The sequence below is a fragment of the Traorella massiliensis genome, from assembly GCF_900104665.1.
Taxonomy (GTDB): Bacteria; Bacillota_I; Bacilli_A; order Erysipelotrichales; family Erysipelotrichaceae; genus Traorella; species Traorella massiliensis.
The window spans coordinates 318,540-334,898 of sequence record NZ_LT629969.1 but is presented as its reverse complement, the minus strand read 5'-3'; the positions used below and the strand labels follow the sequence as shown (position 1 = coordinate 334,898).

Annotated in this window: 19 protein-coding genes and 1 pseudogene; 7 read left to right on the top strand and 13 right to left on the bottom strand. The window is 34.1% G+C overall.

Annotated elements, in window-relative coordinates; genetic code table 11:
- Position 1 precedes the first annotated feature (1 nt).
- Positions 2–1,168 (bottom strand): MalY/PatB family protein, encoded by a 1,167-nt coding sequence (locus tag BQ5367_RS08885; protein WP_071442168.1) that lies wholly within the window; start codon positions 1,166–1,168, stop codon positions 2–4.
- Between the two features lie 15 nt (positions 1,169–1,183).
- On the bottom strand, positions 1,184–1,423 hold the full coding sequence (locus BQ5367_RS08880) for a hypothetical protein (protein WP_071442167.1): 240 nt from the start codon (positions 1,421–1,423) through the stop codon (positions 1,184–1,186).
- 131 nt (positions 1,424–1,554) lie between these two features.
- Here BQ5367_RS08880 and BQ5367_RS08875 point away from each other — a divergent pair, with 131 nt between their 5' ends.
- Positions 1,555–2,442 (top strand): LysR family transcriptional regulator, encoded by an 888-nt coding sequence (locus BQ5367_RS08875; RefSeq protein ID WP_071442166.1) that lies wholly within the window; start codon positions 1,555–1,557, stop codon positions 2,440–2,442.
- A gap of 41 nt (positions 2,443–2,483) precedes the next feature.
- Here the strand turns inward: BQ5367_RS08875 and BQ5367_RS13965 are convergent, their stop codons facing one another.
- The 6 genes and pseudogenes from BQ5367_RS13965 to BQ5367_RS14020 all read right to left on the bottom strand — a co-directional run bounded on the left by BQ5367_RS13965 (position 2,484) and on the right by BQ5367_RS14020 (position 5,644).
- On the bottom strand, positions 2,484–2,609 hold the full coding sequence (locus tag BQ5367_RS13965; protein ID WP_202615289.1) for a cyclophilin-like fold protein: 126 nt from the start codon (positions 2,607–2,609) through the stop codon (positions 2,484–2,486).
- A complete protein-coding gene (locus tag BQ5367_RS13960) occupies positions 2,606–2,830 on the bottom strand; it encodes a cyclophilin-like fold protein (RefSeq protein WP_202615288.1) in 225 nt (74 codons plus the stop codon). The genes BQ5367_RS13965 and BQ5367_RS13960 overlap by 4 nt, the downstream gene beginning before the upstream one ends.
- A gap of 15 nt (positions 2,831–2,845) precedes the next feature.
- The gene (locus tag BQ5367_RS08865) at positions 2,846–3,883 is read right to left on the bottom strand and encodes an aldo/keto reductase (protein WP_071442165.1); all 1,038 of its coding nucleotides are present in this window, start codon (positions 3,881–3,883) and stop codon (positions 2,846–2,848) included.
- Positions 3,884–3,894: 11 nt separating this feature from the next.
- On the bottom strand, positions 3,895–4,425 hold the full coding sequence (locus BQ5367_RS08860) for a flavodoxin family protein (protein ID WP_071442164.1): 531 nt from the start codon (positions 4,423–4,425) through the stop codon (positions 3,895–3,897).
- Positions 4,426–4,449: 24 nt separating this feature from the next.
- Entirely contained in the window at positions 4,450–5,121 is a 672-nt protein-coding gene (locus BQ5367_RS08855; protein ID WP_071442163.1) for a DUF4405 domain-containing protein, read from the bottom strand.
- 37 nt (positions 5,122–5,158) lie between these two features.
- A pseudogene (locus BQ5367_RS14020) lies at positions 5,159–5,644 on the bottom strand (flavodoxin).
- A gap of 120 nt (positions 5,645–5,764) precedes the next feature.
- Between BQ5367_RS14020 and BQ5367_RS08840 the strand changes: the two are divergent.
- On the top strand, positions 5,765–6,046 hold the full coding sequence (locus BQ5367_RS08840; protein ID WP_071442160.1) for a hypothetical protein: 282 nt from the start codon (positions 5,765–5,767) through the stop codon (positions 6,044–6,046).
- Between the two features lie 87 nt (positions 6,047–6,133).
- On the opposite strand, the gene BQ5367_RS08835 is transcribed toward BQ5367_RS08840, so the two are convergent.
- Complete coding sequence (locus tag BQ5367_RS08835; RefSeq protein WP_071442159.1) at positions 6,134–6,727, bottom strand: helix-turn-helix domain-containing protein; 594 nt, start codon at positions 6,725–6,727, stop codon at positions 6,134–6,136.
- A gap of 235 nt (positions 6,728–6,962) precedes the next feature.
- Here BQ5367_RS08835 and BQ5367_RS08830 point away from each other — a divergent pair, with 235 nt between their 5' ends.
- Positions 6,963–8,702 carry an N-acyl-D-amino-acid deacylase family protein gene (locus BQ5367_RS08830; RefSeq protein ID WP_071442158.1) on the top strand — a complete coding sequence of 580 codons (1,740 nt, stop codon included), beginning with the start codon at positions 6,963–6,965 and terminating at the stop codon, positions 8,700–8,702.
- Between the two features lie 73 nt (positions 8,703–8,775).
- Here BQ5367_RS08830 and BQ5367_RS08825 read toward each other — a convergent pair whose 3' ends face one another.
- A complete protein-coding gene (locus BQ5367_RS08825; protein ID WP_071442157.1) occupies positions 8,776–9,186 on the bottom strand; it encodes a TIGR04076 family protein in 411 nt (136 codons plus the stop codon).
- Between the two features lie 185 nt (positions 9,187–9,371).
- Between BQ5367_RS08825 and BQ5367_RS08820 the strand changes: the two genes are divergently transcribed.
- From BQ5367_RS08820 to BQ5367_RS08805, 4 genes are all read left to right on the top strand, one after another.
- Positions 9,372–9,743 (top strand): GntR family transcriptional regulator, encoded by a 372-nt coding sequence (locus BQ5367_RS08820; RefSeq protein ID WP_071442156.1) that lies wholly within the window; start codon positions 9,372–9,374, stop codon positions 9,741–9,743.
- 2 nt (positions 9,744–9,745) lie between these two features.
- On the top strand, positions 9,746–10,597 hold the full coding sequence (locus BQ5367_RS08815) for an ATP-binding cassette domain-containing protein (protein WP_071442155.1): 852 nt from the start codon (positions 9,746–9,748) through the stop codon (positions 10,595–10,597).
- Entirely contained in the window at positions 10,594–11,247 is a 654-nt protein-coding gene (locus BQ5367_RS08810; protein WP_071442154.1) for an ABC-2 transporter permease, read from the top strand. Before BQ5367_RS08815 ends, BQ5367_RS08810 begins: the two co-directional genes overlap by 4 nt.
- Before the next feature lie 128 nt (positions 11,248–11,375).
- Positions 11,376–11,597 carry a hypothetical protein gene (locus BQ5367_RS08805; protein ID WP_071442153.1) on the top strand — a complete coding sequence of 74 codons (222 nt, stop codon included), beginning with the start codon at positions 11,376–11,378 and terminating at the stop codon, positions 11,595–11,597.
- Between the two features lie 149 nt (positions 11,598–11,746).
- Here BQ5367_RS08805 and BQ5367_RS08800 read toward each other — a convergent pair whose 3' ends face one another.
- The 3 genes from BQ5367_RS08800 to BQ5367_RS08790 form a co-directional block, all read right to left on the bottom strand.
- Positions 11,747–12,625, bottom strand: coding sequence for an XRE family transcriptional regulator (locus tag BQ5367_RS08800; RefSeq protein ID WP_071442152.1), 879 nt, complete (start codon positions 12,623–12,625; stop codon positions 11,747–11,749).
- 175 nt (positions 12,626–12,800) lie between these two features.
- Positions 12,801–14,549, bottom strand: a complete 1,749-nt coding sequence (locus BQ5367_RS08795) for an ABC transporter ATP-binding protein (protein ID WP_071442151.1) — start codon at positions 14,547–14,549, stop codon at positions 12,801–12,803.
- Positions 14,550–16,352: an ABC transporter ATP-binding protein gene (locus BQ5367_RS08790; protein WP_071442150.1), complete on the bottom strand. Its 1,803-nt coding sequence runs from the start codon at positions 16,350–16,352 to the stop codon at positions 14,550–14,552.
- Positions 16,353–16,359 lie beyond the last annotated feature (7 nt).

Below are 16,359 nucleotides of genomic sequence, written 5' to 3'. Positions count from 1 at the left end.
ATTAACCTCCAATTTTTATCATTTCGATTGCATGATGCAATCTATTTAAAGCATCTATCATTACTTTTCTTGGATAAGCTGTATTCATTCTTAAATAATGAAACCCATCTCCTCTATAAATTTCACCGGAAGATAAAATCAAACCGGTTTTCTTTCTTATCTCATTCACAAGTTCTGTGGAATCATTAGTGATTTCTCGACAATCGATCCATAACAGATAGGTCGCTTCTGAATCAAGCACTTTTAATTCTGGAATATGAAGTGCGATATACTCACGTACTAATTTTTTATTTTCAAATATATAATTGCGTAATTCATCTAGCCAATACTGTGAGTGATATGCAGCAATAGTAGCGCTCATCGCAAAAGCATTTGGCTCTGCCACCTCATCTGTATTGATCGCCCGATTTACTTTATTTCGTAAAGCTTCATTGGCAACGATGATTGCGGCACTTTGCAGTCCTGCAAGATTAAATGTTTTTGAAGGAGCAACACATACGATACTGTTATTTAAACAATTCTTTGAAATCGAAGCATAAGGAAGATAAGATTTTCCAGGATCTGTCAGGTCACAATGGATCTCATCAGATACTACGACCACATGATGTTTCTCACAAAGTTCACCGATTTTTTCAAGTTCTTCTCTGTTCCAGATCTTCCCGATCGGATTATGAGGATTACATAAGATCATCATCGTTGTCTGAGGATCAGATAGTTTGCTCTCTAAGTCTATAAAATCGATCTCATATCTCCCATCTTTTTCAACTAACGGACACTCTAAAACGACTCTGCCATTATTCAAGATAGAATTAAAAAAGATATTATAAATTGGTGTCAACACAACTATTTTTTCCGCAGGTGTCGTTATCTTTCTTACGATACTTGAAATAGCAGGTATTACTCCCGTACAAAACATCAGCCATTCCTTTTGAATTTCAAATTGATGTCTTGTTTGCCACCAATGGATGATACTTTCTTTCCATTCATCCGATACATCACTGTATCCAAATATTCCATGCCGGATCCTTTTAGATAAAGCTTCTATAATTTCAGGTGAAGCTTTAAAATCCATATCAGCCATTGACAATGGCAATTCATTCTCTTGCACATTCCATTTAGAAGAATTACTTCCTCTGCGATCAATTATTTCATCAAAATTAATCTTCATATTTCCTTCCTTTCATCATTTCTTTTCCTTTTCATCATCTTCAATTTGATATGAAAAATAATCAAGACAATCAATCTGGCGTTGTCCCTCATGGACTTGTTCCAATAGTTTTTTACGATGCTGAGAAATAACTTTTTTTCTTTTTTTTATATTGCCATTCTCACAGCATTCTAATATGCAATCAATCGTATCACCGTCACAGCCAGCATCTTTTAGATTTTGTTTAATAAAATCTTCCGTTAACTTTCTTTTCATAAATCACATCTTTCCTTTGCATATTCATCGTAACACTTAAATCTACAGATAACAAATACTTATACTTAATAGTTTGGTATGCTTGATTTGAATAGAAAACTTCATTATAATATCTATAGGAGGATCATTTCATGGAATTAAGAGTATTAGAATATTTTTTAGCGATCGCTCGTGAACAGAATATATCAGCTGCCGCTGAATTTCTTCATCTTTCACAGCCAACACTTTCAAGACAGATCAAAGATCTTGAAGAATCTCTAGGAAAACAATTATTTATTCGAGGAAACCGTAAAATAACCCTCACTGAAGAAGGGATGATCTTACGCAAACGTGCACAGGAAATATTAGATTTAGTGAAACGATGCGAAGATGAACTTACTCTTTCTGATGATATCAGCGAAGGCGATATTTATATCGGTGCCGGAGAAACTGAAGCGATCCGTTTACTTGCCCAGGCAGTTTATCAGCTTCAAACAGATTATCCAAAAATTCGTTTTCATATCGCTAGCGGAGATACGACTGATGTACTTGAAAGACTTGATAAAGGGCTCTATGATTTTGGAGTTTTATTAAGCAATGTTGATACCTCAAAATATGAATATCTTGAAATACCTTATAAGGATACTTATGGTGTTTTGATGCGAAAAGACAGTCCATTATCAAGTAAAAAATTGATTGAGCCTAAAGATTTAGAAGGGCTTCCTTTGATCATCAATAGAAATATCTATGATGGAGACCCATTAACTTCCTGGATGAAAAAAAGTCGCAATGAAATGAATATCGTTGCAACCTATAATCTTATTTTTAATGCTTCTATAATGGTTGAAGAAGGACTGGGATATGCACTTGGATTAGATAAGATCATAAATGTATCCGGTCATTCAAACCTTTGTTTCATTCCTCTTTCTCCTTCTCTTAAAATCAGCATGTATCTCATTTGGAAAAAGTATCAAAAACTATCTAGACCTAGTGAAAAATTTCTAGATCAAATATATGATTTATTTGAATTACAGCATTAATACAAGAAAATGTTCTATTTTATTCAGAACATTTTTTATAATTATTCCAGTGATAAAGTAACCGTCACATCCTGATGACCTAACAGTTTTTTTAATTCTTCTTTGCTTACATTCTCAATTCTTCCAAGCTTTGTGAAATTCCAATAATTCTTAGCATAATAAATCACAAAAAAAAGCCTTGATATAAGATTAAGTCTTTTGCTTCTGTTTGTGTGTACCGGTCATTTACAGGCAGATAAAAACCAAGATCTCCTACTTTTTCCATTCTTGCATAATCGTTCATATGAATCGTAAGCGGACCTTGCGCAAGCTTTTTCTTTAATGCTTTTGTCGAAGAATTATCAACAAGCTCTGCTTTTAAAATCGTATCGTTTACCTTTATAAACATCTTTGCTCCTCCATTTCAGATATTCTGATTACCTGTTGACCATACATGCTTTTCTTTTGCAGCTGCAGGGGTATTCTGAGCCATGACACCCACTAGGGCATGTGGCACATAACATTCTTCCAGATAAATCATTTCATCCTCACTTAATTTCAGATCGACTGCTTTGACAGCTCCTTCAATATGACTCGTCTTTGTTGTACCAACGATTGGAGATGTGACCTTCTTTAAAAGCCACGCTAATGAGATTTCAGTCATGCTGACACCATGCCTATCTGCCAGTTCCATAACTCTTTCAATAATCAGATGATCTTGTTTCGCAGTGGCATCATATTTTAATTTCGCATAGCTATCTTCTACAAGTCTTTTACTCGTTTCATTTGGGCGTTTTGCTAACCGCCCACCGGCTAAAGCACTATATGGAGTCATTGCGATATTGTCCTGTGCACATAGTTTTGCCATTTCTCTTTCTTCTTCTCTAAAGATCAAATTATAATGTCCCTGTACAGATATAAATTTCGCAAAACCATATTTTTCAGCCAAGGCATTAGCTTGAGCCAGTTGAAAAGCAAAACAGTTTGAAATACCAATATATCTTGTTTTACCTGCTTTGACCATATTATTCAACCCTTCCATGATCTCATATAAAGGTGTCTGATAATCCCACATATGATAAATATAAAGATCTACATGATCCATACCTAAATTCTCTAAGCTCTTATTCAACATTCTTTCGATATGCTGCTGACCACTGATACCCTTATCTATTTCTTCTTGTGTACGAGGAAGAAACTTTGTCGCAACCACAACTTCATCTCGTTTCACAAAATCTTTCAAAGCACGTCCTAAATACTGTTCACTCGTTCCACTTTGATAACCAATGGCTGTATCAAAGAAGTTAACACCAAGTTCAATTCCTTTTTGAATAATTTCTCGACTCTTTTTTTCATCAAGCGTCCATGAATGCTGACCATTATGAGGATCGCCAAATCCCATACATCCCATACAAATAGCCGATACCATTAAATCTGAATTTCCTAATTTACGATATTCCATAATGTCTCCTTTTATAAATTTCTACCTAAGCTATAAGCTTCTTCAAGATATTTCCTTGGCATCATCCCTACTGTTCCAGCCCCTTTAGCCAATATCATACCTGCATTTTGAAAATCAAGATAATCAAAAATAATTTCAAAATGTGTTTTAATTCCCTTCATCACTATTTCATCATCATTCCATGCGGTTGTCAGTAAGATGGCCTTCATATGCTTACGAGTAATATTTCCATTTTGTGCATAGAAACGATCGATCATCATTTTTAATTGCGCACTCATACCAAAATAATATATAGGGGTTGCGAAAACAATGAGATCACTTTCTAAGATCTTAGCTAATACCTGATTACCCTCATCTTTTTGAATACATTTTCCATTCATCCCACAAGCATCACAACCTAAGCATGGATGAAGATTTCCATGAGCACAGTCATAGATTTCTACCTGATGTCCAGCTTCTACAGCTCCTTTTTTAAATTCACTTACTAATGTGTTAGAAGTACCTTTCTTATGAGGACTTCCTGTTAATATCAATATTTTCATAAAATCACCTTCCTTATAATTATATTATTTGTTAACTTTTAATGAACGTAACCATTTTGATATATAATATGCGATAAAAATAAAGAAACCCATTAATGCGAGATAATCAAGATAGAATCTGATTTTTGATTCATTGAAATCTAAAAATACAAATTCTGTTTGTACAAGCATATAGGTTAATAAATCACGCTGAATAAACACCCCCAGTCCCATAAGTGCAATAACTACAGCAATCAATAATGTAATACGAGGTTTTAACCTTAATACAAAAACCATATTTTTACGTACAAGAGCTACTAGTACGCCCCAATTCAAACCTAAATGCAAAGCCATCAAAACATAGCTCCAATAAGCTGTTGCCATATGCAAGATCCTCGCAAAAGAAGTCATCCCTTGAATTTTCAGAAATGAAAGTACATGACTTGATAACAAGATACTGCTAATCATAAGTCCGATCATAATGAAAAATAATGATATATCGATGATCAGCTGAAATATACGCACAGGTGTATATCGGCCACGAAAAAGATTTTTATACCATTGGATATTTAATAGATGATGGAGAATAAATAGTATAAATAAGAAAAATCCTACCCACTCATGAGCTGCATCTCCCCAAAACTGATATCCCATTAAAAATAATAATAAGATTGTCATGAGAATATCAACGCCTATTTTTATCTGACTTTTTTTCATTTTACACCTTCTGTCTTTTATAGATCATACTTTATTTTTATATATCAAGACTTGTTAGCCACTGCTTGATTGCCGGCTGTGAATCATCAACATCCAAACGATAGATACCTATAGGTTCTAAGATCGTTACCGTTTCATCAAGCGAATTTGTCAGATCATTGATCGTATTAGATAATCCTCCTGTACCATGCGTAACAAAAGGAATGATCGTTTTTCCAGAAAAATCATATTCTTCCAAAAATGTATGAACGGACATCGGAATCGTATACCATCAGTTAGGAAAACCTAGAAAAATAATATCATATTCATCCATATTCTCAACGTGTGTCGCTAAAGCAGGTCTGGCATTTGATGCCTTTTCCTCAGAAGCTCTATCCAGGCATTCGTCATAATTACTTGAATACAGATCCTCTACTTTTATTAAAAACAAATCACCTCCTACTTCTTCCTGTGATAAAGATGAACAAGCCACAAGTGAAAAAGATAACAGGATTGAAAATACAGTAAAGACATATCTTTTCATTAAAATACCTCCTTTTATATTTGAATTATAAAATTGAAGACTTAATATGTAAATTACTTATAATCTATATTGAATCATGCCTTTTATGCATAGAATTATCTATTTAAAACCTGATACAGCTTGTATCAGGTCAAACGTTACGATATCAGTTATATTTCTTTTGTTTTTCATCGTATGAATGTTTTGACTACAAATTTTCTTGCCACTGTTTCAGCATTATCAAAGGATTTAAGAAATGACGATACATACAGAGTGCTGATTCCGTTAGCTGATCCTGAATTAAATGCAAGGTATCAGTTCTCTTTTTTAAAATCTAATTTAGAAAAGATCATCACAAAAAGTAATAGAAAGTGTTATGCTTTGTGGATGACACCGAACAAATCTCTTTTCATCTGTAAATAAAGTCATACATCTGCCTATCATTCAAAAATGTTTTCTAATAAATAAAGCCACATTGACAAAGCGTTCATGTGACTTTTTCTATATCATTTATTTTATCTTCCAGATATACCGCCAATATTTTAAATCTAAGTAAATTACACAAATTGCAGTAACGATATCTGATAAGAAATAATTCATTCCTTTTTCATGAAACGGAAGCATCCGTGGTAAAAAGAATATTGAAATGATCATGATACTTCCTGTCATAATCTGTATTTTATCCATTTGATGTTTTTTATTCATATCTATAGATGTTATAAACATCAAAATAATGCCTATTCCTAATAAAGCAAGCCAATAAAGTGGAAGTTTTGCATACAATCCAGATGAATAGCCATCCCATCCGGCATTCACAAGACACACAGCTATAAATCGTCCAGCTAGCATTTTAGAATTATGATGGCGTTGTTTTATTTTATCTTTTTTTTGGATTTCTTCATTTGTTTGTCTTATTTCAACTAAATCTGAAACACTTGTTTCTAATACAGCTGCTAATTCTGCTAAGTTTGCTGCAGAAGGTTCACTTTTACCGTTTTCCCATTTGGCTACTGCCTGCCGGCTGATTCCCAATTGATCTGCAATATATTCCTGAGACATTTTTAACTTTATTCGCCTTTTTTTAATATTTTCACTTAGTGCCATTGAGTATTCCTCCTATAATTGAAGTATAGATGCTTTTTATGGTACATGCAAGCAACTATTGGGCAACTTTCTGAAATAAAAATGTCAATACTAAAGTATTGTTCATGCTTGATATGACCTTTCCATTTCTGATCTGTATAAATTTCATAACTAATGCTTAATTACAGTTAAATCATTGACATTTTGTTTATAAAAGCTAGAATATTTACAAAGAATGGTTAGGAGGAGATAGTAAATGTACGATTTGATTATTAAAAATGGAAGGATCGTTGATGGCACCGGCAAAGATGCTTTTTTAGGAGATATTGCAATCACAGATGGGAAAATCGCTGATATCGGCATTTTGGATGAGAAACAGGCATTATCTTCTATTGATGCGAAAAAGCATTGGGTAACACCGGGATTTATCGATCCCCACAGTCATGCAGATATGTCACTTTTGGTATGGCCGCAAAATGAAGCTTATGCCATGCAAGGTGTTACAACACTTATCTGTGGCAATTGCGGATTAGCTGCTGGTCCGATTGGTGATGAAACATGGGAATTCTGGTGCTGGGAATATAAAAGTGTCAATCGTGTCCATAAAACGATCTTTCAGCCTTATACGTTCCAAACAGATGCAAAGAAAATGAAAGAAGCCTTGAAAGAAGATTATCATTTAGATGTGACATGGAAAACATTAGGAGAATTTATGGATATAGCTGAACAAAAAGGTTTTTCATGTAATTATTATCCTTTATCTGGCCATAATCATATCCGCAATGCTGTTATGGGGTGTGCTCAGCGTCCTGCAACTCGTGAAGAAATTGAACAAATGAAGGCCCTGCTTTATGATGATATGGAACATGGATCACAGGGTTTTTCAACAGGTCTCGATTATCTTCCAGGAAGATTTGCCACCATGGAAGAGATTCTTGAACTGGTGAAAGTTGTTGCTGAATATGACGGCGTATACAATACCCATGTGCGTGGTTTTGACCCAGAAAATCCTCAGATACCCAATCGATTATATGGTGTGCGGGAAGCTACAGAAATCTGTCGAAGAACAGGTATAAAAACAAATATCTCTCATATGTCATCACTGTACAGCTACTCGCCATCAATCAATGAAGAAATAGAAAAGCAGATTGCAAGAGCTTCTGTGTTAGAATTAGAAAAAGGCTGGCGTGAAGAAGGATTACCTATGATGTATGATGTTATCGCAAATCCTAGCATGGGTGGTTCCACTATTCCTTATTTAATTTCCCTTCTCCGTCCATGGGTACTGATGTGTGGTTCTATTGAGAATTTTATAGATAAGCTTGCCTATGATGATTTCATAGAGATGATGAAAGAACAGGTAAAAGGCGGAAAAGCCATGATGCTTGCAGATAAAGAAATCGTAGAAATGATCTATATAGAACAATGTGCCTGTCTAAAATATTCAAATAAATCTTTACGTCAGATCATGGAAGAAGAAAATAATGATGATCTGATTGACATCCTGATAAATATCGTTTCAAAAGATGCCTATACGACCATGACTTTCCGTGAATCTGGTGGAGAAGATACTGTAAAGATCCTTCTTGATAGTGAGCGTTCTATGCCATGTGCTGATGGTTTTTCATTTAATTTAGAAACAGAAATGGATCTTCCTCGTCCATTAAATCGTTTACCCCACCCTAATAACTATTGTTTTGCCATCCGTTATCTATTAAATTACGGCCCTCAGCGTTTTGAAGATAAGATTCGTCAAATGACCAAAGTCCCAGCCGACTGGTTCAATATTTCAGATAGAGGCACTTTAGAAAAAGGTAAATGGGCAGATATCGTTATCCTTGATAAAGATCATCTACGTACAAATGAAGATCCGGTAAATCCAGGCAAAGCACCGGATGGTATCGATTATGTGATCATCAATGGTAAAATTACTGTGGATCATAAAAAACATACCGGAATGCTGAATGGAAAAGTACTTCGTAAAATACATAAATAAAATAGGAGTGATTGCTCCTATTTTTTTCACAACTATTAGCTTATTAATTTTTTGTATTTTTTATATCATTTTATTAACCCGTATAAGCATCACCTGCTTTATTCTTGAAATTCTGTTTCTCAAGCCATTGTTTTTCTTCTTCTGTTTCCGGAATATCAATTCTTTCAATTTTGAATATAACAGGTCTTGTTCCATCATTACAGCAGGCAATCATCATTCTTTCATCATTTGTCCACTTATGCATGATAGATCCACCCTGTAAAGCTGTATAAACGTATCTACTAATCGCATCCCATGCTTCACCACAAAACTTTCCATGCATCAGATGATAGAAATCATCTTGCTCTTCATTTCTTTTTAAAAGAAAAGTATCTCCTGCTTTGAAAAAAGGACATGGACCTGATTGAGGATCAGCAAGATATTTTTCTTGATATTCAGGGAATACTTTCGTTTCTAATACAGTTATTTTGCATTCATGCTGCATGTTTTTACCTCCATTCATGATAATTTAATTTTAACATCATCTTCTCAAACTATAAAATAAATCCTGTGTTTAAGACAAGAGCAGATTCTTATCATCTACTGATATATTTATATTAATAAACACCATATAACACTTGACAACAGTTATTTACTGTTATATACTGTTTGCACAAGGAGGCAGATATTATGAAAATCATAATTAATACAAGCTCAATGGTTCCCATATATGAACAAATCATCGATCAAATTAAAACACTTATCCGTAATGGCGACCTTAAAGAAAATGATCAGCTTCCTTCTGTTCGTACTCTATCAAAAGAGCTTAGAATCAGTGCTTTAACAGTAAAAAAAGCCTATGATATCTTAGAAAATGAAGGATTTACAATTACTATTCACGGTAAAGGCACCTATGTAACAGCACCTAATACTGAATTACTATTGGAAGAACAAAAGAAGGAATTAGAAGCCGATTTAGAAAAAGCAATTCAAAAAGGACGGCGTTGTGGTATCAGTGATGAAGATATCAGAAATTTATTTGAATTATTATTGGAGGAGTAGATATGTTGAAAATCGAACACTTACAAAAACATTATGATCATTTCTCTTTAGACTGTTCCTTAGAAATTAAGGAAGGATGTATCACTGGACTCATCGGACAAAATGGAGCTGGAAAAAGTACTACATTTAAGGCTCTATTAGGTCTCATTTCAATGGATGGTGGTAATATTTCTATTTTTGAAAAAGATATTCATGATATCACAGATCAAGATAAGGAAGATATAGGTGTAGTTCTTTCTGATTCTGGATTTAGTGGTTATTTAACGATTCAGGACATTCTTCCTATCTTGCGAAATCTTTATAAAAGATTTGATGAGACTCTCTTTTTAAAACAAGTTCATCGTTTTCAATTACCACTAGACAAAAAAATCAAAGATTTTTCAACTGGTATGAAAGCTAAATTAAAAGTATTAGTTGCCTGTACACATAATGCCCGACTTTTGATTCTAGATGAACCAACTGCAGGGCTTGATGTCATCGCCAGAGATGAACTTTTAGAAATTTTAAGAGAATATATGGAAGCCGATGAAACACGTTCTATTTTGATCAGTTCTCATATTTCCAGTGATTTAGAAAGTTTATGTGATGATATCTATATGATTCATGAAGGTAAGATCATCATGCATGAAGAAACAGATGTTTTATTAAGTGATTATGCACTTTTAAAATTAGATGAGGATCAGTTTGAGAAGTTGGATCAACAGTATATTCTGCGGTTTAAAAAGGAAAGTTATGGATATAGTGCTTTAACCAATCAAAAACAGTTTTATATAGAAAACTATCCTTCAATTGTAATTGAAAAATCAACGATTGATGAAATCATAACTATGATGGTAAGGGGGAAAGAAAAATGAAAGGATTACTCATTAAAGATTTTAAGCTTATGAAAGAGCAAAAGAATTTCCTTCTGATTATTCTTATCATTACTATAGGCATGTCACTTTTTACCAATGACTTATCATTCGCCTTAGGCTTTCTTACATTTATTGTTTCTTTATTCTCATTAAGTACTATCAGTTACGATGAATTCGATAATGGAAATGCCTTTTTATTTACATTACCGATTACTCGTTCTAAGTATGTGATTGAGAAATATTATCTAAGCATGATCCTCGGTATAGGTTCATGGATCTTATCTATCTGTATCATTTCTATCGTTAATATTTTTAGAAATCTTCTTCCTTTCTCAGATGTCCTCATGACTGCTTTATTCATTTTACCATTTATGTTATTGATTCAAGCCATCATGATCCCATTTCAATTAAAATTTGGCGGAGAGAAAGGTAGAATTGCTATCATCGCATCAATCGGAGCTTTACTTTTATCAGGTATCGTTCTCGTAAAGATAGCCTCATTCTTCAATATAGATATCATTTTCATTCTTAATCATCTTCCTGTAGTAAGCATGGGAATGCTGGTGAGTATTTTAATTATTGTTGCAGGTATGCTATGGTTCATATCTTTAAAAATAAGTATGTCCATTATGAACAAAAAAGAATTTTAAAATTTTTATATCTAAAAGAGGTGTCTATATGGATCTAACTATCTTATTTGTAATTCTTTTAATAGGAATAGGAATTCCGGCAAGAAATTCCATTATTAGAAAAATCCGTAATAAAATAGGAGCTCAAGATGAAAGTTTCAGGAAAATGCCCTAAATGTCAATCCACAAATATCATACGTATTCCTGATCAGCCTAAAAGATACATGGCCGGAAATAATATTTATACTACATCAATTACGCTGCTTGGAAAAATTCCAGTCATTCGCTATGTTTGTTGTAACTGTGGCTATGTAGAAAATTGGATCGATCATCAAAATGAATTACATAAAATCAAAGAACATTTTGGATAAAATAAACTCATGCAAGACGCATGAGTTTTTACCATGATTTCCTCCTTACACTTAAATTTATCAAACTATAGTATTTTATCTTTCTGATATACATTAACCCAAGAACATATATAAGTAATAAGTTTCATAAGTTTCTATAACATAAATATTTATATCTTCCCCAGTGATTTCCTAAAATAATATATCAAAGATATGATTGCAGGAACTCCGATCCAAGCAAGAATTGCCACTAAAGTCACTGTTTCAAAATGATCCAATGTCATTGCTCCTAAAATATAAAGAACTGCAATAGGTAATGAAATAAAACCAATCATTTTGTGTGCCAGATTCCATGTATCTTCATCCTGAACAGTCCATGGAAGACGAAGACCTGTATGTCGATTAAATGGTAATTTTGGAGAAATCATTCCAGTAAAAATCATGATGATAGAAACAAATATCATGGCAAGAATTTTTTCGTTATCTTCTGATAGTTTTAAAATACCAAGTCCTGTTAATACTGCAGCTAAAATACAAATCAGTAAAAGACTAACATTAAATATGGTTGTTATTTTTAATGCTCTTATTTTGATTTCATTTGTTGATATGCTTGTAAGAAGTGCGAGATTGCGATATAAAACAGCTAACGCAATTAAAAAACATAATCCGATCAGGCAAATAGAAACTATATGATTTTTTATAAGTAATGCGAAAAACAGCGCTAAAAAACACATAAATATAATGAATCCTCTTTTTTTCTCCGCTAGTTGCATATTTCGTACAAGTCTGTTTTTCTCTGCAATGATCTCATTTGCTTTAGCTAATTCTTCAGCTAAGTTATCAACTGAATGATTGATATTTACACCTAATATTTCATTTACCGAAGTATGGAATAGCTCAGCTATTTTTATGACCATTTCTGCATCCGGTACCGATAATCCATTCTCCCATTTAGAAATGGTTTGTCGGGTTACTGCAAGGTGAACCGCTAAATCTTCTTGACTCATATGAGCATTTTTTCTTAATCTTTTGATGTTATCCTCAATCATATTATTATCTCCTCAAGCATCATTATATCAATTAAACTATTATCTTCAAGCAATGAAAATTAACATAGTTACAATCAGCATAAAGAAAAAGCAGCTATTGATCATAGCTGCTTAATCACTTTCAATATGTGAGATTATTTATATAAATATAATTTTAAGATTAAACAATCTTTAACTACTTACTGTCAATCTGCCATTTCGAACTCTCTTTTTGTAATTCGACCATATGATGATAAAGTCCATTTTTTTCATATAACTTCTCTGGAGATCCTTCTTCCTTGACCTTGCCATCTTCTAAAACAATGATTTTATCTGCTGCTTGTACCGTCCGCATACGATGTGCAATAACTAAAACGGTCTTGTTGGCTAAAAGTCGAGATATAGCTTCTTGAACCTTTGTCTCATTTTCAACATCAAGACTTGCTGTTGCTTCATCAAGCAAGATGATTGGCGCATCTTTAAGAAGTGCTCTGGCAATTGAGATCCTTTGCCTTTCACCACCTGATAATTTAATTCCATTCTCACCTATTTGCGTATCATAGCCGTTAGAAAGTTTTTTAATAAATTCATCACAATTTGCTGCTTTGGCAGCTTTGTATACTTGTTCATCTGTTGCCCCTTTTTTTCCTAAACGAATATTTTCTTTTATACTGGCATCAAACAAAACGACATCTTGAAACACCATTGAATAATCACTCAATAATATCTCGGGATCAACGGTCTTAATATCAACACCACCTACTCTGATAGTCCCTTTATTGACATCCCAAAGACGAGCAGTTAATTTAGCACAGGTACTCTTACCTGAACCAGACGGTCCAACCAAAGCTGTTACTTCACCTTCCTTAGCAATAAAACTTACATCCTTTAATACATCATGATCATCATAAGCAAATGAAACATGATCAAATTCAATATCATGGCCTTTTGGTTCAAAATTCTTTTTGCCTGATGCTACTGGAATATCATAGATTTCCATCATACGATTGGCTGATACCTGTGATACAAACATCTCAGCAATAAGAGCTAAACTTTGATCAAATGGAGCATAAATTCGGGTAATCACTAATAAAAACATAAAGAATATCATAAAGTCAACCTGTCCATGAACGATAAGATTAGCACCGGTTAAGATTGTAGTAGCAACACCTAAACGCATAATAACACTTGCTGCATTAACAAAAAGGCCAGATATCAGTTCTCCTTTAACCATTACTTTTTCATGCTCATCGATTTTTTCATATAGACCTTGAAGATATGTTTCTTCTTGATTGACTGCTCTAATTTCCCTAACATTTTCCAATGTCTCCTGAATACCATCTGATACTTTAAGAGCTGCATGTTTGAGTCTTTGTGAAGCATTTGAAGTAAATTTACGAGAACCAAACAATAAAGCAAATGCGACAGGAACACCCCAAAGACAGGCAATGGCTAAACGCCAGTCATAAATGAATAAAAAAATAGCAATGATTCCTGTTGAAATATACGATCCATGTAAATAACCTAGTACATGTGACCAGACATGTTCCATTCGATTTACATCACCCATAAGGGTTTCTGTAAGATCGGCAATGTCTTTCTTATTGAAATATCCTAGCGGCAGTTTACGAAGCTTTTCTGCTAAAGCGATCCTTGTATCTTTTACCTCACCATAAACAAGTCCATATGTCGCCTGGTATTGTTGAAGATGTGTCATAAATGATAAGAGTACAAATATTATGAGCAAGATTAAGATCATTATTGTATTTATCCCTAATTGATCATCTATTAAAACTGCTATGAGATCATTCATAAGTAAATATAAAACACTGATACCACCCATCACGATCAAATTCACAATAACAGTCCATAATGTACCTTTTTTGACATTCTGAACTCCTTTGTCTGTCAAAGCATACTTACGTTTAAAACTTTTCCCAAACATTTACAAGGCCTCCTTTTCACTTGTTATCTTCCATTTTACCGCCTGATTATAGTCATTCCACATTTTGTGATATAAACCGCCTTTATCTAATAATTCCTGATGAGTGCCTTCTTCTACGATATGCCCCTCATCTAAAACAATGATCTTATCTGCATTTACGATCGTTGATAATCGGTGAGCAATCATGATGACGGTTCGATTTTTGCATAAAACACTGAGTGCTTTTTGAATCAGAACTTCATTTTCAGGATCAGCGAAAGCACTGGCTTCATCTAAAACAATGATTGGTGAATCCTTTAAAATGGCACGAGCTAAAGCAATTCTTTGCTGTTCTCCACCCGAAAGATATGTACCTTCACTGCCAAGGATCGTCTCTGCACCGTTTGGAAGTTTCTCAATGATATCCTCACATCGGGCCGCTTTTAAAGCACGCATGACATCATCATAAGATGCATCCGGATTAGCAATCCTAACGTTTTCTAAGATTGAAGTTTTGAAAAGCTTTGTATTCTGAAAAACAAATGCAATCTGTTTCATCAAAACATGCTGATCGATATCTTTAACATTGACCTTGCCAACCTCAACGCACCCCTCATCTACATCCCAGAATCGTGGAATTAAGCTAGCAAGCGTTGTCTTTCCACCACCTGAAGGTCCTACAAGAGCAATACTCTGACCTGCTTCAGCTTTAAAAGAGATATGTGACAAAGCAGGAAGGCTGGAGCCATCATAAGTAAAACTGACATTCTTAAAAACAACACTATTATCTTTAGGAATTTGAGGATCGTGACAATTTTTAAGAGTTGGAGCTTTCATGACTAAATCTATACGCTTAAGAGCTGTGCTGGCCAGCATGATACCAGATGACGCAAACATTATTTTGGCTAATGCAGTCGAAATAATAGCAGAAAAAACTGCATAGAATATAAAATTTGTAACAAGATCAATGAAGTCACCGCTTTGTAATGCACCTGGAACCAAAATGATAACAACCGGTACCAGGAAAATAAATGCTCCTTCTGTAAAGGTCAAATTAACTGCTTGTGGGATACGACAAACTTTTCCCTGATAATATTCAGCTTTATCACTATATTCTTCAATGGCCTTTTTAAAAGTTTTAAATGAATCAATCGTCTGTTGAAAAATCTTAACGACCGGAATCCCTCTGACATACTCCGTTCCTGCTTTTGTCATCCGATCTTGTGCCGCCTGATAGTCTGCCATAAGCTGGGCATTTTTACCTCCCATCATTGAAAACATGGCAATTATCGATATAACTGCTGACAATAGACAAGCAATGCCCATACGCCAGTCAAAAATAAACATTAAGATAACCATACCAGCAAATAATACGATCGTACCAACGATATCCGCCAGATTATGAGCTAATAAAGTTTCTGTATCATTCGCTGCACTATCCAGTCGTCCTCTGATCAGTCCGGAAGCGTTGTTGTCAAAATAACCTAAAGGCGCCTTCATGATATGAGCCATCCCTATTTTTCGAATATTCTCTGCTGTTCTAAAAGCTGCCAAATGCGTACATATCAAGCCAGCAAAATAAAATATGATGCCCAATACCGCAAAACCAAAAGCGATCCATCCATAAGTTTCTACATTCAAAACTTTATAAAAATCTGGTAGAACAGAAATCAGTTCTCTTGCAACAAGCCAAATACAAACATATGGAACGATACTGCAAAGCATAGAAATGGCTGATAACGTAAGACCAGCAAAAGTCAAAATCTTATAGTTACCGGCATACTCTAATAAAGCAGTCACTGCATTCTGTTTTTTTTCTTTCATCATAGCC